Annotated in this window: 12 protein-coding genes; 3 read left to right on the top strand and 9 right to left on the bottom strand. The window is 73.8% G+C overall.

What is annotated here, in order from left to right:
* Positions 1–161 precede the first annotated feature (161 nt).
* Positions 162–815: a TetR/AcrR family transcriptional regulator gene (locus tag IG64_RS12385; RefSeq protein WP_037855056.1), complete on the top strand. Its 654-nt coding sequence runs from the start codon at positions 162–164 to the stop codon at positions 813–815.
* Positions 816–1,103: 288 nt separating this feature from the next.
* Here IG64_RS12385 and IG64_RS12380 read toward each other — a convergent pair whose 3' ends face one another.
* The 4 genes from IG64_RS12380 to IG64_RS12370 all read right to left on the bottom strand — a co-directional run bounded on the left by IG64_RS12380 (position 1,104) and on the right by IG64_RS12370 (position 4,710).
* Positions 1,104–2,441: a dicarboxylate/amino acid:cation symporter gene (locus IG64_RS12380; RefSeq protein ID WP_037855055.1), complete on the bottom strand. Its 1,338-nt coding sequence runs from the start codon at positions 2,439–2,441 to the stop codon at positions 1,104–1,106.
* A gap of 109 nt (positions 2,442–2,550) precedes the next feature.
* Entirely contained in the window at positions 2,551–2,679 is a 129-nt protein-coding gene (locus IG64_RS42830) for a hypothetical protein (protein ID WP_267883403.1), read from the bottom strand.
* 85 nt (positions 2,680–2,764) lie between these two features.
* A complete protein-coding gene (locus tag IG64_RS12375; RefSeq protein ID WP_037855054.1) occupies positions 2,765–3,721 on the bottom strand; it encodes a serine hydrolase in 957 nt (318 codons plus the stop codon).
* Entirely contained in the window at positions 3,718–4,710 is a 993-nt protein-coding gene (locus tag IG64_RS12370; RefSeq protein WP_037855053.1) for a LysR family transcriptional regulator, read from the bottom strand. The genes IG64_RS12375 and IG64_RS12370 overlap by 4 nt, the downstream gene beginning before the upstream one ends.
* A 148-nt stretch (positions 4,711–4,858) precedes the next feature.
* Here IG64_RS12370 and bla point away from each other — a divergent pair, with 148 nt between their 5' ends.
* Entirely contained in the window at positions 4,859–5,797 is a 939-nt protein-coding gene (bla, locus tag IG64_RS12365) for a class A beta-lactamase (protein ID WP_037855052.1), read from the top strand.
* Positions 5,798–6,022: 225 nt separating this feature from the next.
* Here bla and IG64_RS12360 read toward each other — a convergent pair whose 3' ends face one another.
* Entirely contained in the window at positions 6,023–6,907 is an 885-nt protein-coding gene (locus tag IG64_RS12360) for an alpha/beta fold hydrolase (protein WP_037855051.1), read from the bottom strand.
* Between the two features lie 97 nt (positions 6,908–7,004).
* On the opposite strand from IG64_RS12360, the gene IG64_RS12355 reads away from it, so the two are divergent.
* Positions 7,005–7,415, top strand: a complete 411-nt coding sequence (locus IG64_RS12355; RefSeq protein ID WP_037855050.1) for a winged helix-turn-helix transcriptional regulator — start codon at positions 7,005–7,007, stop codon at positions 7,413–7,415.
* Positions 7,416–7,437: 22 nt separating this feature from the next.
* On the opposite strand, the gene IG64_RS12350 is transcribed toward IG64_RS12355, so the two are convergent.
* From IG64_RS12350 to IG64_RS12335, 4 genes are all read right to left on the bottom strand, one after another.
* Positions 7,438–10,695: a family 78 glycoside hydrolase catalytic domain gene (locus tag IG64_RS12350; RefSeq protein ID WP_037855049.1), complete on the bottom strand. Its 3,258-nt coding sequence runs from the start codon at positions 10,693–10,695 to the stop codon at positions 7,438–7,440.
* Positions 10,696–10,753: 58 nt separating this feature from the next.
* Complete coding sequence (locus IG64_RS42825; RefSeq protein WP_267883402.1) at positions 10,754–14,110, bottom strand: glycosylhydrolase-like jelly roll fold domain-containing protein; 3,357 nt, start codon at positions 14,108–14,110, stop codon at positions 10,754–10,756.
* A 309-nt stretch (positions 14,111–14,419) separates the two neighbouring features.
* Positions 14,420–17,035 carry a beta-L-arabinofuranosidase domain-containing protein gene (locus tag IG64_RS12340; protein ID WP_037855047.1) on the bottom strand — a complete coding sequence of 872 codons (2,616 nt, stop codon included), beginning with the start codon at positions 17,033–17,035 and terminating at the stop codon, positions 14,420–14,422.
* Positions 17,036–17,450: 415 nt separating this feature from the next.
* Positions 17,451–18,929: a glutamate-cysteine ligase family protein gene (locus IG64_RS12335; protein ID WP_037855046.1), complete on the bottom strand. Its 1,479-nt coding sequence runs from the start codon at positions 18,927–18,929 to the stop codon at positions 17,451–17,453.
* Between the last annotated feature and the right edge of the window lie 156 nt (positions 18,930–19,085).

Genomic DNA, 19,085 nt, shown 5'->3' with positions numbered 1-19,085 from the left:
TGTGTCTCCAACCCGGTCCCGCCGGTCACCGGCGGGACCTTGCGGCGCCGGCCCTCTTGCCCGCCGGCGCTCCCGATGCCGACACGGTACGCCCGAGTGGCACGTTTTGCCACCTCGTCCTGACGTGTCGGCCCGCGGCGGTGGGGCGTAGGCTTCTGCGGGTGAGCACCAAGCCGTCCGTGACCCTGACCGAACGCCGCAAGGCCGCCACCCAGCTCGACATCGCCCACGCCGCGGCGGAACTCTTCGCCACGCGTGGCCCCGACGGCACCACGGCCGAGGAGATCGCCCTGCGCGCGGGGGTCGCGCTGCGCACCTTCTACCGGTACTTCCGCTCCAAGCAGGACGCCGTGAGCCCGCTGCTCGCCGACGGCGCCGACCGCTGGCGGGCCCTGCTGGAGGCGGCCGAACCCGGAACACCGCTCCAGCGGGCGCTGGAGGACGCGGTCGGGCAGGCGCTCGCCACGCCCGACGAGGAAGCCGAGCGGGCGCTGCTGCGCACCCGGGGGCTGCTGCGCGCGGCGGCGGACGATCCCGCGCTGCGGGCTGTCTGGTACCGCGTGAACCAGGAGTCGGAGGAGCGGCTCGTCCCCGTGCTGGCCCGGCTCGCGGGGCCGCGGGCACAGCCGCTGGAGGTGCGGCTGGCGGCGGCCGCGGCCACCGACGCGATCCGGATCGCGCTGGAGACCTGGGCGGCCACCGACGCCGGGACGCAGGGCCCCGACTCACCCGTGGGCCTGGCCACGCGCTGTCTGCGCGGGCTCGTCGGCGGCATGGAGCCCTGGGGACGGGAGGCCGCGGCGGAACCCCGGTAGCCCTGTCCGCCTGCCCCCGGAGCCGGACCCGGCAGGCCGTCCCGCCGGGCCGCGGGGCGGGACGGCGGTAGGCCCGCCCGCCGGGCCGCGGGGCGGGACGGCGGTAGGCCCGCCCGTCGGGCCGCGGGGCGGGACGGCGGTAGGCCCGCCCGCCGGGCCGGGCTCCGGGCGCGGGACATCGCCGTCCGCGGAACCCTCGTCGCCGTCCGCAAAAAACCCTCGGCCCCGCCGGAATGGATCCGGCGGGGCCGAGGGGACGTACGCCCGGGCGGGGCGGCGGGGCGGCCGTCAGCCGGCCACCGGTGCGGCCTGCTTCGGCTCGCTGTACACGCTCTCCACCTCGTCGACCGGGGAGGCCGACGCGCTGTCGTACTTCGCGTGGTCGAGGATCTTCTCGCGGGCGGCGACGATGACCGGGATGAGGGCCTGGCCCGCCACGTTGGTGGCGGTGCGCATCATGTCCAGGATCGGGTCGATCGCGAGCAGCAGACCCACGCCCTCCATCGGCAGGCCGAGGGTGGACAGGGTGAGCGTCAGCATGACCGTCGCTCCGGTCAGACCGGCGGTGGCCGCCGAGCCGATCACCGAGACGAACGCGATGAGCAGGTACTCCTTGACGCCCATGTGCACGTGGAAGATCTGCGCCACGAAGATCGCGGAGATCGCCGGGTAGATCGCCGCGCAGCCGTCCATCTTGGTCGTCGCGCCGAACGGCACGGCGAAGGAGGCGTAGTCCTTGGGGACGCCGAGGCGGATCGCCGACTGCTGGGTGACCGGCATGGTGCCGACCGAGGAGCGGGAGACGAACGCCAGCTGGATGGCCGGCCAGGCCCCCTTGAAGAACTGCAGCGGGTTCAGCTTGCCGACGGTGGCGAGCAGCAGCGGGTACACACCGAACAGCACCAGGGCGCAGCCGACGTAGATGTCCACGGTGAACGTGGCGTAGTTGCCCAGCAGGTTCCAGCCGTACTGCACGATGGCACGGCCGATCAGGCCCGCGGAGCCGATCGGGGCGAGCAGGATCACCCACCACAGGGCCTTCTGCAGCAGCTCCAGGATGGACTCGGACAGGGTCAGGATCGGCTGGGCCTTCGGGCCGATCTTGAGGATCGCGACACCGGCGACGACCGCCATGAAGACGATCTGCAGCACGTTCAGCTCCGTGAACGGCGTCACGACGTCGGTCGGGACGATGCCCGTCAGGAAGTCGAGCCAGCTTCCGGCGTGCTCCGGCTTGGCGCCGTCGGCCGCGGTCAGGTCCGAGCCGGAACCGGGGTTGGAGACCAGGCCGATCACCAGGCCGATCACCACCGCGATCAGCGAGGTGATCATGAACCAGAGCAGGGTGCGGCCGGCCAGGCGGGCCGCGTTGTTGACCTTCCGCAGGTTGGTGATCGACACCATGATCGCGAAGAAGACCAGCGGTGCCACCGCCAGCTTCAGCAGCTGGACGAAGATGCCGCCCACCTTGTCGAGGGTGGTGGCGAGCCAGGACACGTCGTAGGTGCGGGCGACGAAACCGAGGACCAGGCCGACGACGAGGCCGATCAGGACCTGGGCCCAGAAGGGGACGGGTATCCGGAAGCCGGACTTCGCGGGCTTCGGATCAGCGGTGTTCGCGGACACGGACACACTCCAGTAGGAACGCGTGGGGGCGGGACGAGCGGGACGTACGTACAGGAAGCAGCGACCGTGAAGAAGTGTCAACGGCGCCGCCGCACCGGGGAGTTCGCGATCAGGCGCGACAAGCCGCGGACATGCAGCGGCAGAGATCGACGTGCAGGCGCGCCACGAGCCGTACGCCCGTGACGGCGCGGCGGACGCCTGTGGAGGCGTCGGCGCGGTGCGCGGCTGCTGTCTTCATGACAGGAACGTTAACACTTGAACTTTGAGAACCTCAAAGCGAGCCTTTGGTCAACGCTGACCATGGCCGGCGCCCGCCCCCGGGGTCAGCGCCGCAGGGCCTCGAACGCGTCGCGCGCGCCGGTCCCGATCGCGAGGTCGATGTCCGGTGCCTGGCCGGCCCTGCGGTCGGAGCGGGTGAGGGCGGCGATCGCCACCCGGTGGCCGGAGTCGGCCTCCACCACTCCGATCTCGTGCCGCAGGTGCAGGAACGTGCCGGTCTTGCCGCTCACCCGGAGGGCGTCGGCGCGAAGCTCGCTCGCCAGCCGGTGCGTGAAGACCTGCGCCCCCATCAGCCGGCGCAGCTCCGCGGTGGCGGAAGGCCGGGAGATCTCGTCCCGCCAGACCCGTTGCAGCAGTTCCACGAGCGCGGCGGCGCTACCGGCGTTGGCGCGGGCCGGATCCAGTGTCTCGATGGTGTGCCGCCCCGAGCGGTCGTCGCGCACGGCCAGCTCCAGTGCGAGGGAGAAGTCCCTCCCCGCGGCCCCGGCGGCGCACTCGTACATGCGGTTCATGCGGTGGCGCACCCGCAGGTCCCCGCAGCCCCAGGAACGCAGGCGGGCGTCGGCCTCGGCCGCCGGGACCAGACCGAAGAGCGCGTCCGCGGCGGCGTTGTCGCTGACCGTGAGCATCATGTGCAGCAGGTCGCCGACGGCCACGGTGGCCGGGTGCCGGAACGCCGCCAGCCCGGTGGGCCCGACACTGCTGGTGGCCGGGTCGAGCGTCACCCCGAGCCCGGCGTCGAGGTCGCCGGCCGCGATCCGGTCCAGCACCACCAGGGCGAGCGGCACTTTGACGACCGAGGCGAGCGGCAGCGGCACGTCGGCGTCGAACCCGAGCTGCTCACCGGTGTCGATGTCGCGGGCCAGGAACGAGCCGCGCACACCGATGGCCGCCCAGTCCGCGGCGATCGCCTCGGCGACGTCGAGGAGCGCGCCCTCACCGACGAGGTGCGCGGGCCGGCGCGGCCGGTGCTCGGGCGGATGCGGCGGGCCGGCGCTCATCCGCGGGCCGCCAGCCGTGCCGCCGCGTCCTCGTCCGCCCCCGGGGGCGGGCCCGCCGGGGGCGGCGCCGTCCCGGCACCGACCCCGGCGGCCAGCAGGGACACCAGCCAACGGGGCACACCGCCCGTCCCCGGCTGCCGGTGGCTCGCCCGGGGGGCGTAGCCGCGGTGCAGGGACGTGTCGTGCAGCGGCGCCCAGGCGACCCCGTGCCGCCGCGCGAACGGTTCGGTGCACAGCAGCCGCACCCGTCCGGCCAGGGTCTCGGCGAGCGCGGTCGCCACCGGTCCGGCCGGGCGCAGCAGGCCCTCGGGCAGCCCCGCGCGCGCGACGGCCCGGGCGAGCCGGTCCGCCGCGAAGGGCACCTGGTCCTCCGCCGTGGTGAGCAGGGCGAGCGCCGTCGGCCGACCGCCCGCCGCGTCCCGGCTCCGCCGGGGCCGCAGGTCCTCCAGGTGGACCGCACGGGGACGGGGACCGGGCGGGGCGCCCCGCGGCGAGTCCGCCGCGGGCGCGGAACCCACACCGAGCGGCACTCGCAGCGGGGCGTCCTCCGGCGGGACGCGCACCAGTGCGTAGGCCAGGGACCCGTCGGCCAGGCCGGCCTCCCGCGGCTCGGGGCCCAGTTCCCGTACACCGAGCGTGACGCCGTGCTCGGCGCCCGCGCGGATCACGCGGGCCAGCGCCGCCGGGCCGCAGTCCGGGGGCACCGCGACGACACGCACCGCCGAACGCCGGGCCGACCGGGCGACCTGCCGCAGCCGTTCGGCCCGGTCGAGCACGTCCTGCGCGTACGGCAGCAGCAGTACGCCGAACTCGGTGGTCGTCACCTGGCGGCGCGAGCGGTCGAACAGGAGGCCGCCGAAGTGTTCCTCGAGCGTCTTGACGCGGCGGCTGAGGAGGGGCTGGGCGATCCCGAGCCGGTCGGCGGCGCGGGAGAAGCTCGCCTCGTCGACGGTCGCGACGTAGGCCTCCAGGTGAGCGAGCAGGTCCATGCCGCTTTCATAGCAATAAGTTATGTGATCTTCAATGTTCACTCTTGGACATGAGAGGTCTCCTGCTGTTTCGCTGTTCCCCGTCGGCGGCCCGGACGGCCGGCGGCACAACGACGCGACAGTGAACGGACGACGGGAGACCCCTCGCATGACGAGTGACAGCCCTCTGCGGCGGCGCGGCCTGTTCAAGGCCGGCCTCGCCCTCTCCACCGCCGTGCTCGCCCCCGCCGTGACGGCCGCACGGGCGACGGCCGCACCGGCCGCGACCGGTGCGCCCCTCGCGAGCGGAGCGCGCGCGGCCGTGGACGAACTGCGCGCGCTGGAGGAGCGGTACGCCGCCCGGCTCGGCCTGTACGCCCGCAACGCACGCACCGGACAGACGCTCTCCCACCGGGCGGGGGAGCGGTTCGCGATGTGCTCGACGTTCAAGGCGTTCGCCGCCGCGGCCGTCCTGCGCGACCACGACCGCTGCGCGCCGCTCGACAAGGTCGTGCACTACCCCCCGGCGGACGTCCTGGACAATTCCCCGATCACCAAGGACCACGTCGACAGCGGCATGACCGTGGGCGAGCTGTGCGCGGCGGCGATCCAGTACAGCGACAACACGGCGGGCAACCTGCTGCTGCGCGAGCTGGGCGGACCGGCGGGCCTCACCCGCTTCTTCCGGTCCCTCGGCGACCGGGTCGGCCGCCTCGACCGCTGGGAGCCCGACCTGAACACCGCCGTACCGGGCGATCCGCGGGACACGACCACGCCCGAGGCGATCGCCACCAGCCTGGAGCGGGTGACCCTGGGGCGGGCGCTGACGGGCGGCGACCGCGAGCAGCTCGTCACCTGGCTGAAGGGCAACACCACCAGCGCCGAACGCTTCCGCAGGGGTCTGCCGAAGGGCTGGGTCGTCGGCGACAAGACGGGCACCGGGGACTACGCCTCCGCCAACGACATCGGGGTCGCCTGGACGACCCGCGGGACCCCCGTCGTGCTGGCGGTGCTCACCTCGAAGCCGGCGAAGGACGCCGCCGTGGACAACGCCCTCGTCGCCGAGGCGGCCGGCCTCGTCGCACGCACCCTCGCCCCGGGCGAGTGACGACCGGCACACCGCACTGGCCCCGCGTCCGCGTCCTCTGACCAGTGTCAGAGAACGGACGCGGGACAGATCGGACAGGTACTGCGCACACCACTGGTTCGAGAAGCGGAGCACGCCGTCGCCGGCCGGGGAGGCCGGCACGCGCTGACGAGCGGCTCGGCGGCCGGCGCGGTGACGGGCGCGGCGGCCGGCGCGGTGACGGGCTCGGCGGCCGGGACCGGACGGTCAGGCGGGCGCGAGGAACGGCAGCAGCAGGTCCAGCAGGGCCGAGGGGCGGTCGAGCGGGATGAGGTGGCCGCAGTCCTCCAGGACGTGCCCGGTCAGCCGGTCGGCATGGGGCCGAAGCTGCTGTTCGAGCGCGCGGCCCACCGGGTCGGCGCCGATGGTGAGGGCGGGGACCGCCAGCCGGCCGGCGGCCACGGCCGCGCGGATCTGCCGGTCGCTGTCCGGCAGCGCCCGGTAGGGGCCCAGCGCCCCGCGCAGCGCCCCCGGACGGGCGTACGCGGCGACGATCGCGTCGCGCACCTCCTGCCGCACGCCGCGCCCGAGGGTGCCGCGATCGAGGAACCAGTCCACGTACGACGCCTCGTTCCCGGCCAGAACGGACTCCGCGAGGCCCGGTTCGCGGTGGAAACCGAACCACCAGGGCGGCCCGCCGGCCAGGAAGTCCCCGGCGCCGGGCAGGCTGCCCAGCAGCGACTCCATCAGCACCACCCGCCGCACGAGGCCGGGCCGCCGCATGGCGAGCAGGAAGGCGGGGGGAGTGCCGGCGTCGATGCCGACCACCGCGGCGGAGGTCACACCGAGGGCCGCCAGCAGACCCTCGGCGTCGGTCGCCAGGGTGCCCGCGTCGTATCCGTCCGCCGGACGGTCGCTGTCCCCGAATCCGCGCAGGTCGGGGGCGATCACGCGGTGGCGGACGGCCAGCGGCCCGAGGACGTCGGTCCACAGCCGCCAGGTGTGCGGGAAGCCGTGCAGCAGCAGGACGGCCGGGCCCCGGCCGGCCAGCGCCACGTTCAGCCCGACGCCGCCCACCGTGACCCGGCGCAGTTCGACGTCGACCGCGGCGCCCGTGGCGTCGGCCGGTCCCGTCGTGTCCGTCGTGCCCATGTGCGCTCCCTTGAGTAACCGATGGTGACAAGGAAACCGTAGGAAACTAATCTGGACCGGCCAAGACCGCACTTCTGCATCAGGTGGTGAGTTCCAGGTGACTTCCCAGGTCACGGACGTCCCCGCCCCCGCCCCGGGGCGCGGTGACCTGTTCGACCCGCAGTGCCCGACGCGCGGGCTGCTCGACCGCATCGGGACGAAGTGGACGTCGATGGCCGTCAAGGTGCTGGCGCGGGAGCACCCCGGCGAGGTGCGCTTCAGTGAGCTGCAGCGCCGGATGCCGGGTGTCTCGCACAAGATGCTGTCGGTCACCCTGCGGAACCTGACGCGCGACGGTCTGGCCGTACGCCGGGTCGAGCCGTCCGTCCCGCCCGCCGTGCACTACCGGCTCACACCGCTCGGACTCTCCCTGGAGAGCGTGCTCGCCGCGGTCCGGACCTGGGCCGAGGAACACATGGCCGAGGTGGACCGGGCGAACCGGGCGAGCCTTCGGGAAGAGGACGGGTGAGGCGGGCGGTGGGGCGGGCCGGTCAGCCGGCCGGCATCACCGTCCGGAACTCCCAGTGCCCCGACCCCACGTGGTACACCGCCTCCCCGGCGGCCGGGCGCGGCGGCCGGGCGCCCGCCGGGGCGTCGGCCTGCCGCCCGGCGGCGGAGGGGACGTGGATCTCGGCGGTGCTGCCGGCCGGGACGTCCACGCTCAGGCGGAACCGGTCGCCGTCGCGCTGCCAGGCGGTGCGTGCGAGACCGTACGGAGTGCGGTACGAACCCGTCGCCGAGGTCATGCCGCCCTCGACGGCGGGGTCCACCAGGAGTTCGGAGTAGCCCACCGAGCGGGCGGTCTGGTCGATGCCCGCGACACGGGTGGTGAACCAGGAGTCGATCGCGCCGAGCATGAAGTGGTTCTGCGACTGGCCGGGACCGCCGTCCCAGGACTCGCCGAGCGTCGTGTTTCCGGCCAGGACCTGGTAGCCGTAACCCGGACTCGTGGTCCGCGTGGCGATCCGGTGGACGACGTCGTCGCGGCCCGCCGCCGACAGCACGCGCAACGCGGCCGGCAGGGAGATCTCACCGAGCAGCAGATGATCGCCGGCGGCCTCGACGGACGCCGTGAAGTGACCGAGGAGACGGTCCCGTTCACCCGCCGGATAGGCGCCCATGTCCAGGGCGAGGGCCTCGGCGCCCTGGCCGCCGCCGCCGAACGTGCCCGTCGCCGTCGAGTAGTACTTCTCCGACAGGGCCCGGACGCTCGCGTCGGCCTTGGCCCGGTACGCGTCGGCCGACGCCGTGTCGCCGAGCAGTGCGGCGATCCGGGCGAGCGTGTCCGCGACCCGCCAGTAGCCGTAGGTGCCGGCCACCGCGCGCGGGAAGGTGCGGTCGGGTGTGAACCAGTCGCCCAGACCGTAGTCCAGGACGCCGTCGGAGACCTGGCCCTCCAGGAAGGCCGCGTACCGCTTCATCCGCGGGTAGTAGGTGCGCAGCGTGTCCCGGTCGCCGTAGGTCGTGTACAGCTGCCAGGGCACCAGCACGAAGGCGCCGCCCCAGTTGGCGTCGTTGCGGTAGGCGCCGGGCAGGCTGGTGTACTCGGGAACGGTGCTCGGGATCAGCCCGTCCTCGGTCTGCGCGTCGGCCATGTCCCGCACGATCTTGCGGAGCTGGGCCTGCATGTCGAAGTTGCCCGCGAGCGCCGGGAACACCAGCTGGTCCTGCTCCAGCCAGCCGAGCTTCTCCCGGCTGGGGCAGTCGGTCAGGACGCTCATCATGTTGCCCTCGATCGACCGGCGGATCAGCGAGTGGATCGAGTCGATCAGCGGGTCGGAGGTGGTGACCTCACCGGCGGAGGCGTTGTCGGTGCGCAGCACCATGCCGCGTACGGTGACCTTCGCACCCGCGGGCACACCCTTGAGTTCCAGGTAGCGGAAGCCGTGGTAGCCGAACTCCGGGTGCCAGGTGGCCGTGCGGGCGGAGCCGGTGGTGTAGCTGTCCCACAGGGGTGCGCCCACGTTGCTGACGGACTGGAAGGCGTGGCCGTCCTTCAGGCTCTCGGCCGGGTAGACACGTATCTCCGTCCCGGTGGGAGCGGCGACGGTGATCTCGGGCCAGCCGGCGATGTTGCGGCCCACGTCGAAGACGCGGCTGCCGGCGGCGCCGGCGACCTCCTTGCCGGTGAGTGTCTCCACCACCCGGATCGGCTCGGTCTCCCGGGCGCTGAGCACGGCCGGGTCCCGCGCGGTGCCGGGCGCGGCCGCGGTGACGGCCCGCCGCCACCCCGAGCGGTCGCCGTCCGGCCGGTCCCAGTGCGCGATCTCGCGGCGCGCGTCGTGGTCCTCGCCGCCGTACCAGTTGGACGAGGTGGTCGGACCCAGCGCCGTGCGCCAGTCGTCGCCGCTGGTGACGGTGCGGACGCTGCCGTCGGCGAGCGTCACCTCCAGCCGGGCGATGAGCTCGGGGTCGCTGATGCGGCCGTACAGCTTGCGGTAGCGGTCGGCGGTGCTGACCACATCGGCCATGCCGTTGCCGAGCGCCACACCGAGGGTGTTGGCGCCGGCGCGCAGCCGGCCGGTGACGTCGTAGGTGGCGTACTGGACGCGCCGCGTGTAGTCGGTGTTGGCCGGTTCGAGCACGGCGTCGCCCACGGGCTTCCCGTTCAGCGTGGCGTCGTGGACACCGAGCCCGGCGATGTAGAGGCGGGCGCTGCGCACCGCGCGCGGCAGCGTGAAGTCGCGGGCGAGCAGGGGAAGTCCGGAGGGCAGGTACGGCCTCGGCGGCTGCCGGCCGCTCACCCGGGTCAGGGCGGTGAAGGGTCCGTCGGCGGTGTCCGCGGCGGACAGCGCGTACTCCGTGGGGAAGTTCGGGACGCGGCCGTCGTCGGTGAGGACGTCGGCCCGCGGGTAGAGGGCGACCTGGTCGAAGGCCTTGGCCGTCTTCAGGTCGAGGGTGAGGGTGACGGGTCGGTCGGAGACATCGGCGGAGGTGTGGGCGGCGCTGGAGTATCCGGCCGCGGTCTGCAGGGCGCTGTTCGCCAGCCCGTCGACGGCCAGCGCGGGCTCCCAGGTCTTGCGGACCGTGTTGCTCTCCGACGCGGTCACCGCCGCGCCCCGGGCCAGGCCCGTCGCCGAGGTCACGGAGTCGCGGACGTCGATCTCACCCAGTTGCAGCCGCCAGGCGCGGGCGGGGAACGCCTCCGCGAGGGGCAGGCCCAGCCGGGTCACGTCCAGACGGACGTAACGGGACGTGGTGCGGGGCACCTTGACGACGACGGGCTCGATCTCGCGTCGGCTCAGCTGCCAGTCGGGGTGCGTGATCCACTGGGCACCCCAGTCCGACGCCCGGGTCAGACCGGTCTCGAACACCGCCGGAACACTCCACCCGGAGGCGTGGCGCCCGCCCCGCGACCAGAGCCTGACGCGCCAGTACACGCGGGTGCGGGAGCCGAGGGCGCGGCCGTCGTACGTCGTCTCCGGCACGGACGAGACCACCTTGCCCGAGTCCCACAGGTCGGGCCGGCCCGAGTTCAGGCGCTGCTGCGACGTGGCGGCCTGGACGCGGTAGGCGCCCTGCAGCGCGTTCGCGGCCCGTGCGGTGAGCCGCCAGCTGAGGTCGGGCGTGGTGTCGTCGATGCCGAGCGCCTGGCCGAGGTGCTGGGTGCGCAGGGCGGCCGGCGTGACGGGCGGGCCGGGTTCGGCCGTGGCCTGCGCGGCGCCGGTCAGCACGGTGGCGAACGCGGTGAGGGCGGCGGGCAGGGCGAGGGCCCGGCGGCGGCTCGCGCGGGGGCGGCGTCTGAGCATGGCGCTCCTTCGGACGTGCGGGCAGGTGTACGGGGACCGGACCGGGTACGGCGGTACGTCAGACACGGGTGAGGTCGGTGGTGACGCGACGGCGGAAGCGGAGCGTGACCGGGCCGAGCAGGCCCGACGGCAGCGGTTTGTTCCGCTCGTTGGACAGGGTGTTGGCGACGCGGACCGCCAGCCGGTTGCGGCCCGGCACGAGCCGGTCGGTGACGTCGGCGGCGAACGGCGCCCACAGCAGCGGTTCCAGCGCGGTGCCGTTGACGCTCACGGACGCCACGTCACGTACGTCACCGAGGTCGAGCAGGACACGCCGTCCGTCCAGGAGCTGCCGGGCGACGTCGACGGTGGTGGTGTAGGTGCCGCTGCCGGAGAAGAGCGGGTCGTACGCCGTCCAGCTGCCCAGCGGCCCGGTGACCGGGCCGGCGCCCTCCCGCTCCAGGGCCAGCGTCCACTCGTCCGTGACGGGAAGCGGAGCGAGCGGGTCGTCCACCCGGACCGTCCCCGCGTAGGTGTGCGTCCCGTCGGTGCCGGTGAGGCGGTGGACGCCGGGTGCCGCGGCCTCCACCGTGACCCGCAGGGCACGGCCCGCCCGCCGCACGGCGACGACGGGCAGCGGCGAACCCGTCAGGCGGGGTACGGGCGATCCCGCAGGGCGGACCACGACGATCCGGGTCTCGTAAGGGGCCAGGGAGAGCGGCAGGCGCACGCCCCGCTGCGAAGTGCGGTACACCGGTGCGGGGCCGGTCTCACCCGTGCGCGGGTCCCACAGCTCGGGAACGCCGGTCACGGGGAGCGCGGCGGTGGTCTCGACGGCGGTGCCGCTCTCGTTGTTCAGCAGGAACGCCGTGTCCGTGCCGCGGGTCACGCGCAGCACGCGTACCGCGTCGCAGGCGGGTTCGAGCACGGCGGCGGCGACGCCCGCCTCGTGCACGGCGGCCCGCAGCCCCGAGACGTCCGCCACCCGCACCGCGCGCCCGCCGCCCGGCCGGCGGCAGCCCGGCACCGCGTCACCGAAGAGGCCGGTCAGCTCACGGGCGAGGGAACGGTCGTTGCCGTCCGCGTCGTCGGCGGACAGCTCACCGACCGCGACGACGGTGCCTCCCGCGCGCACGAACGCGCCGAGCGTGCGCACGCACGCCACGTCGAGCGTCGGGGTCACCGGCAGCACCACCACGTCGTACCGGGCGGCCCCCACGGCCAGCCGCCCGCCCCGCACCCGGCCCTGGCTCAGCAGCTCCTCGTCACCGGCGAGCGCGCCCTCGTGCAGGAGGTCGAAGTCGACCTGCGCGCGTTCCAGGGCGTAGGCGGCGCCGGAGAGGGCGCCGTCGGCCTCGCCCTGCCGGTCGGTGCCGGTCCACTGCTCGGCGGCCCGCTGCGGCTGGAGCAGGGCGGTACGCGCCCCGGAGGTGCCGCGGCCCATCTCCATGACCCGGCCGATCCACTCCGCCAGCGGCCGCATCGCCCACCACCACGGCGCCCTCGGGCCGAACGGCGGCGGGAAGTACACCCGGGTCTCGTCGGTCCACAGGGCGTGCAGCACCGCGAGGTTGACGCCACGGGCGGCCTGCGCGCCGACGGCCGCGTGCACGAACGAGGGCGTCACCTGCCAGCCCATGTTGCCGAACATCTCCATCAGGGCCCGCTCCCGGCCCTGCTGGTGCGCGGCCGACACCGGGTTGCGGGGGATCATCGTCTGCTGTCCGGCGACGTACTCGGCGGTGATGATGTCGCCGCCGGGCACGTGCGCCCACTGGTTGACCTTGTGCAGGTCGCCGGTGGAGGGGATCCGCTTGGCCGGTGCCGTCTCGTCGTACAGCGGATTGGTGATCAGGGCGACGCCGCGCTCCTCGCACCAGCGGGCCTGGCGCCGGAAGTAGCGGGCGAACCGGTTGGACACGGCCTGCCAGTAGTGCCCCCGGGCGATCCGGCCGCGCCGCCCCAGGTCGTCGAAGGCGGCGGCGTACGCCACTCCCGGGGTGACCCCGGTCTCGCGCAGCGCCCGGTCCAGGGCGGGCGACCACGGCAGGCGCTTGAAGTGCGCCTCGGCGGAGGCGAAGAACGGCTCGTCGTCCCAGAAGCCCGGGATCACCGTGCCGAAGTAGCGCCCGAAGCGGCGGTGGTACTCGCCGGGGACGATGTCCAGGAACAGCTCCACCGGCTCGTCGTCGAGGAGGTCGGCGTAACTGCGGCTGTAGCCTTGCGTGTCGTCGACGAGCGGCACACCGCCGAACAGGTCGACCTGCCAGCGGCCCGCCGGGACCTGCCACGTGCCGCCGTCCGTGAGCCGGGCCGTCAGGTCGACGACGTCGGCGGCGTCGGCGGAACCGGCGGGCCGGGCCGCGGCGGCCGAGGCGGGCGCGGCGAGGCCGGCCCGCTCGGGGAAGTCGCCCGCCGCGTCCGGGGAGTCGAAGGACGACGTGTAGAGGGTGGTGCCGTCGGCCGCCGTGACGGTCAGGCTGTCCCACAGGCCGCGCTCGCCGCCGGCCGCGCGCACCCCCGCACCGCCCGAGGCGTACCGGTCGTCGGTGACGGTGCCCTTGTCGCGGCCGTCCAGGGTGACCGACAGGGTGGCACCGCGGACGGTGACGGCCACCGTGTGGAACTTGGTCCTGTTGAAGCCGTCGGTACGGGTGCTGCGCAGCAGCTCCACCGGTTCGGCGCCGCGGGCCAGGCGCAGCACGGTGACGACGCCGCTCTGGTCGAAGCCGACCGCGTACCCGTCGAGGCCGTCCGCGGAGGCCCGGACGACGAGTGCGGCGGCGGTGCGGTCGGCCTTCGCGCTGCCGGTGACGGTGCAGTCCGTCCAGCCGTCACCGCCGCGCAGCACGGCGGCGCCGTCCAGCACCCCGGCGTCGGCGACGAGCCGGCCCGCCTCCACCCCCACACCGGTGCTGCGGCGCAGATCGAGCACGGCGGGGCCCTCGACCACGGCGGTGGACCGCCACAGCGCCTTCAGCCGCAGGTCGGGCCGGGGCTCGTAGGTGCGTGAGCCCACCGTGCCGCCCTTGACGATGTACTCGCCCGCCCGGCCGCTCGGGAAGTGGTCGTCGTTGAACAGCCACACCCGCATGCCCGTGCGTTCCGCGGTGCGCAGCACGTGCCCGACGATGTCGAACCAGCCCTCGGTGAAGAACGCGGGTTCCATCTCGGCGTTGTCGAAGGAGAAGAGCACGACCTCGTACATGCCCTTGTCCCGCAGGTCGGCGAGCTGGCGGTCCACCAGATCGGGGGTGACCGGGCCGTTCCAGTACCAGTAGACGGTGGGCCGGCTGTCCCTGGCGGGGTCGGCGAAGCCGTGCTCGGTGTACCGGGCCGCGGCGGCGGTGCGCTCGGGCGCCGCGCCGTCGGGAGCGGCGGAGGCGGGGGCGGGCAGGCCCGTCGCGAGGACGGTCCCGGTGGCACCGGCCGCCACGACGAACGTCCTTCTGGACAGGGGGTTTTGGGGGAGCGGAGCGGACATGCGAGGCCCTTCTGCGAGGTGCGGCGCAGCACGTGCGTAAGCGGGAGAGGGAAGGAGGTGCGCGGAGGAGGCCGGGGCGGGGGAATGTGCGCCGGCTTGGAGTTGCGAACAAAAGGGGCGCCCGGCTCGTGACGCCCGGCACGCACGCTCGCGGCGTTGCCGGAAGGCCCTGGTAGCTCCGCTGCAAGGACCTTCCGGCGCCTTGCGATCGCACGCACCGGACGCCGCGAGCTGACCGGACTCCCCTTTTGTTCGCAACTCTTAGCCGGCGGCCTGCCGGGCCACCTCCGTCGCGCTCAGCGCGCGGTTGTGCAGGCGGAAGTCACGCACCGCTCCGTGCAGGTACGGGTGGGTGCTGTTCTGCGAGCGGCCCAGGTAGTTGCGCGTGGTGGCGCCGAGCAGCAGCGGTCCGGACACCATGGCGGTGTTGCGCCCGGCCTCGGTGCCGTCCACGTAGAGGACCCCGGTGCCGCGCCCCAGGGTCAGGGCCACATGGGTCCAGCGGCCGACGGGCAGCGGTCCGGCGGCGTCGACGACGTCCTCGCCGTCCATGCCGGCGATCTTCAGCGCGGCACGGGCGCGTCCGGCGCCGGTGGCCGCGGCGAGGAACAGGTACGTCTCCTTGTGGAAGCCGAGGTCGAAGACGCGGGCGGAGGCCGCGAGGCTGTCGAGCCGCACCCGCACACCGACCGTCAGTTCCTCCAGGCCGCTCAACAGCCCTGCGGGCAGCGCGAGATGACCGTCCTTGCCGTCCAGCGACACCGAGGTCACGCCGTCCTCGCGCAGCCAGGCGGCACCGCCGCTCAGCGTGGCGTCGGGGAAGGAACGGGTGGCGTCGGCGGCCGAGGCACCGCTGCCCTCCGCCAGCGGGAAGCGGGCTGCGTCCCGTGCGCGGGACGGGCGCGGACTGACGGCCCAGTAGACGTTGTAACGCTGGTGCTGCACCTCGTGGAACGGCCGCAGGGCGACCGTGCGGCCCCCGGCGGTGGCGGTGAACCGGGTGGAGCTGCCGGGAACGGCGCGCAGGGTCGACGGCAGGACGGTGGGAATCGTGGCGAGCGGTGTGTCCCCGTACTCGCCGGCCAGCACGAGCGGGCCGAGGGACAACGAGGCCACCTGCGGATTGTCGGGGGCGGGCCGCCAGACCGGTGTGCGCGGCAGGGCCAGCTCCACGGTGTCACCGGCACGCCACAGGCGTTCCACCGAGACATAGGTGCCCGGCCGCAGGCGCGTGCGCACCTCGCGGCGGTTGACCTTGAGCACGGCGGCCCGGCCGGTGTCGGCCACCCAGGACGGCACGCGGATCTTCAGCGCGAGGCGCGCCCTGCCTTGCGTGACGGTCAGCCGGGTCCGGTCGCCCGCCGGTTCCACAGCGTCCTGACGAAGCGTCAGTCCTTGCTGTTCCCAGCGGACTTCGGAAGGAATGAACAGGTTGACGTAGAGCGCGGGCCGGGTGCGGGGATCGCGGGTGCGGAAGTAGATGCTGTCGGCGAACTTGGTGTGCGTCTCGAGCCCCGTGCCGTGGTCGCACGAGAAGTTGTCGTAGTCGCCGCTGTAACTTCCCGGCGCTGCGCCGAGGCCGCCCTTGGGCTGCCGCTCGGATCCCGCCCACAGCCCCGTGTAGTACGTGACGAACCCGTGCGCGGAGTCGGGGTCCTGCTCGCCGAGCATCTGGTTGACCAGGGTCAGCTCGTAGTGGTCCATGTACTCGGCGCGCTCCGGGCGGTGCAGGAAGAGCTGCCGGCCCAGCTTCAGCATGTTGTAGCTGTTGCAGTTCTCGCAGGTCACCTCGGACAGCCGGCCGGCGATCTCGCCGGGCGGGCCGAAGAGTTCCCGGTCGGAGTTGCCGCCGACGGTGTACGAGTGGTGGCGTGCGACGGCCGTCCAGAAGGTGTCGGCGACGGTCAGGTACCGCGCGTCACCGGTCGCCTCGTAGGCCGGCACGGCACCGACCACCTTGGCGATCTCGGTGTTGGCGTGCCGGCCGGCGAGTTCGTCGCGTCCGGCGGCCAGCGGCGCGTAGAGGTCCTCGTGGTCGAACCGCCGGGCCGTGCGCAGATGGGCGGGGTCGCCGGTCTCCTGGTGGAGCCGGGTCAGTACGTCGTTCATGCCGCCGAACTCGACCTTCAGCACCGTCTGCATGTGCTCCCGGGACAGCGGCGCGGTCCGCGCGTCCACCCAGGCCGCCTTCTCCAGCAGGACCGTCAGCGCCTCCCGGTTCCCGCTGAGGCGGTACTGGTCGAGCAGCCCCGCCATGATCTTGTGCAGCGTGTAGTAGGGCGCCCAGGGCCTGCCGCCGGCCTCCAACTGGTCGAAGACGGACTCGGGGAAGGCGGACAGGTAACCGCGGTGGTGACCGGCGGCGGGCGCGGCCCGCTGGCACTCGGCGAGGGCCGAGACCAGGGCGCGGCCCTTGCGGGCGTACGCGTCGTCCCCGGTACCGGCGTGCGCCTGGGCCAGCGCGCTGAGCAGGTGACCGGTGGTGTGCCCGCGCAGTTGCACGTCGGGGGCCTCCCAGCCGCCGCAGGGCTCGGCGGCCGAGGGCAGCTCGACGGTGCGCCGGAAGGTGTGCAGGAGCCGGTCGGTGTCGAGGAAGAGCAGGTACGCACAGGTGCGGCGCATGTTGGCCAGGAACGGGCTCTCCAGCAGGCGCACTTCGGACAGGCCGAAAGGGGCGAGGACCGGTGCGTGCGCGGGGCGGGCGGGCGCGGTCCGCGCCGCGGACGCCGCGGTCGCGGGGGCGGCGGCCGTCCCGGGCGGGGGTGCGGGCACGGCGTGGGTGGTGGGGGAGGGAAGGGCGGTGACGGCCGCCGCGGCCGAGGCCGTGCGCACCACCTGACGGCGGGACGGACCGGACGGGACGCGCTGTGCAGGCAACGTTCCGTGCTCCCTTCGAAGGATCGGCGAGGACTCGGGCGGACAGGTTCCGCCGCCCGAGTGGGAGAGAGGATTGAATCGTTTAACTTCGTCGCGGGAGACGGTAGGTCTGGCTAAGTGGAGCGTCAAGGCTTCCAGCAAAGGGAAATTGACCAGGAATTGAATCGTTCAATGAAACGGGGCGGCGACGATCGCGCCGAGTGACCGGGGCCCGTCGGAGCGGCCGGGCCGGTGCGGGGCGGGCGAGCCCTGCCGGTGCCGGGCGGGGGCCCGCTGCCGGTACCGGACGTAACCGCTGTCGCCGGGCGGGCCGCCGTCCTTGCCGGGCCGGCCGCTGTGGCCGTCCGCGCTTGCCGGGCCGCCGTCCGTGCCGGGCGGGCCGCCGCTGCCGGTGGGGGGCGGGGCGTGGCCCGGGTCAGTCCACCGGCCAGGTGTGCACCGGCGCGTTGAGGTGCATGTAGTCGATGTACAGCTGCGTCATCCGGCGCAGCGACTCGTGGCGGCCGGCGCGGCCGGCGGCGTCGAGGTGGTGGAACATCTCCTTCTGCCAGACCGCGCCGTTGCGGCCGGTGACACACCGCTGCTCGATGATGCCGAGCAGCGGCTCGCGCCAGGCCTCGTCCATCCCGGAGAGTTCCAGTCCCTTGTGCGCCATCGGCAGCAGCCGGCGCAAAACCAGTTCGGGCACGGGGACCTCGCCGGTGCCCGGCCAGTACAGCCGGCTCTCGATGCCGTGCCGCGCGGCCGTGTGGAGGTTCTCCTGCGCGGCCGAGAAGGACATCCGCGACCAGACCGGCCGGTCCTCCTCCACCAGAGCCCGGGTGATCCCGTAGTAGAACGCCCCGTTGGCGAGGGTGTCGGCGACGGTCGGGCCCGCGGGCAGCACACGGTTCTCCACCCGCAGGTGCGGCTTGTCCTGGGCGACGGCGTAGACCGGGCGGTTCCAGCGGTAGATGGTGCCGTTGTGCAGGGTCAGCTCGGCCAGTTCGGGGATGTCGCCGCGGTCCAGCGTCTCGGCGGGATCCTGCTCGTCGCACAGCGGCAGCAGGGCCGGGAAGTAGCGCACGTTCTCCTCGAAGAGGTCGAAGACGCTGTTGATCCACCGCTCGCCGAACCAGACCCGCGGCCGTACCCCCTGCACCTTGATCTCCTGCGGCCGGGTGTCGGTGGCCTGCTCGAACAGCGGGATCCGTGTCTCGTGCCACAGCTCCCTGCCGAACAGGAACGGCGAGTTGGCCGCCAGCGCCACCTGGACCCCCGCGACCGCCTGCGCCGCGTTCCAGTAACCGGCGAACTCCTCCGGGGACACCTGGAGATGGAACTGCGTGCTGGTGCAGGCGGCCTCGGGAGTGATCGTGTCCGCGTAGGTGCGCAACCGGTCGACGCCGTCCACCTCGATGTGCAGGTCCTCGCCCCGGGCCGCGAAGACCTGGTCGTTGAGCAGCCGGTAGCGCGGGTTCTCCGACAGTGCCGCCTGGCCCACGTCCTCCTGCCGCAGGGTGGGAAGGATGCCGATCATGATCAGATGCGCGCCGACCGACCTGGCGCGCCGGTCCGCGTGGTTCAGCGCGGCCCGGATCTCGGTCTCCCAGGCGTCGGGGCCGCCCGCCGTCAGCGCCCGGGGCGGGATGTTGGTCTCGAGGTTGAACCGGCCCAGCTCGGTGGACCACGCCGGATCCGCGATCGCCTCCAGCACGTCGACGTTGCGCATCGTCGGCTCGGCCCGGTCGTCGACGAGATTCAGCTCGATCTCCAGCCCCACCTGGGGACGCTCGGACTCGAACCGCGACTCCCGCAGCATCTGCGCGAACGCGTCGAGACAGTCCTGCATCTTGATCCGGTACCGGCGGCGGTCCTCGCGGGTGAAGACCATTGCCGGGACGTCCCGTCCCATCGGCGCTCCCCGGTCGACTCGGCCCCTCCTCGGACACCTGTCCCCCCAGCGTCGCACCACCGGCCCGCTCCGACCACGCGGGCCGTGGGGAGGCGGGGAGGCGGGGAGGCTGGACGGCGGGGGAGAGACGGAGACGGAGAGGCGGGAGGCGGGGAG

This window comes from Streptomyces sp. NRRL S-340 (assembly GCF_000720185.1).
GTDB lineage: Bacteria > Actinomycetota > Actinomycetes > Streptomycetales > Streptomycetaceae > Streptomyces.
The sequence above is the reverse complement of the archived record's forward strand: the minus strand, read 5'-3'. Positions and strand labels throughout refer to the sequence as shown.

Coding starts and splice junctions, on each gene's coding strand:
- IG64_RS12360 (WP_037855051.1), bottom strand. CDS start 6,907: ATGGGCACGACGGACACGACGGGACCGGCCGACGCCACGGGCGCCGCG.
- IG64_RS12350 (WP_037855049.1), bottom strand. CDS start 10,695: ATGCTCAGACGCCGCCCCCGCGCGAGCCGCCGCCGGGCCCTCGCCCTG.
- IG64_RS12375 (WP_037855054.1), bottom strand. CDS start 3,721: ATGAGCGCCGGCCCGCCGCATCCGCCCGAGCACCGGCCGCGCCGGCCC.
- bla (WP_037855052.1), top strand. CDS start 4,859: ATGACGAGTGACAGCCCTCTGCGGCGGCGCGGCCTGTTCAAGGCCGGC.
- IG64_RS42830 (WP_267883403.1), bottom strand. CDS start 2,679: ATGAAGACAGCAGCCGCGCACCGCGCCGACGCCTCCACAGGCGTCCGC.
- IG64_RS12370 (WP_037855053.1), bottom strand. CDS start 4,710: ATGGACCTGCTCGCTCACCTGGAGGCCTACGTCGCGACCGTCGACGAG.
- IG64_RS12335 (WP_037855046.1), bottom strand. CDS start 18,929: ATGGGACGGGACGTCCCGGCAATGGTCTTCACCCGCGAGGACCGCCGC.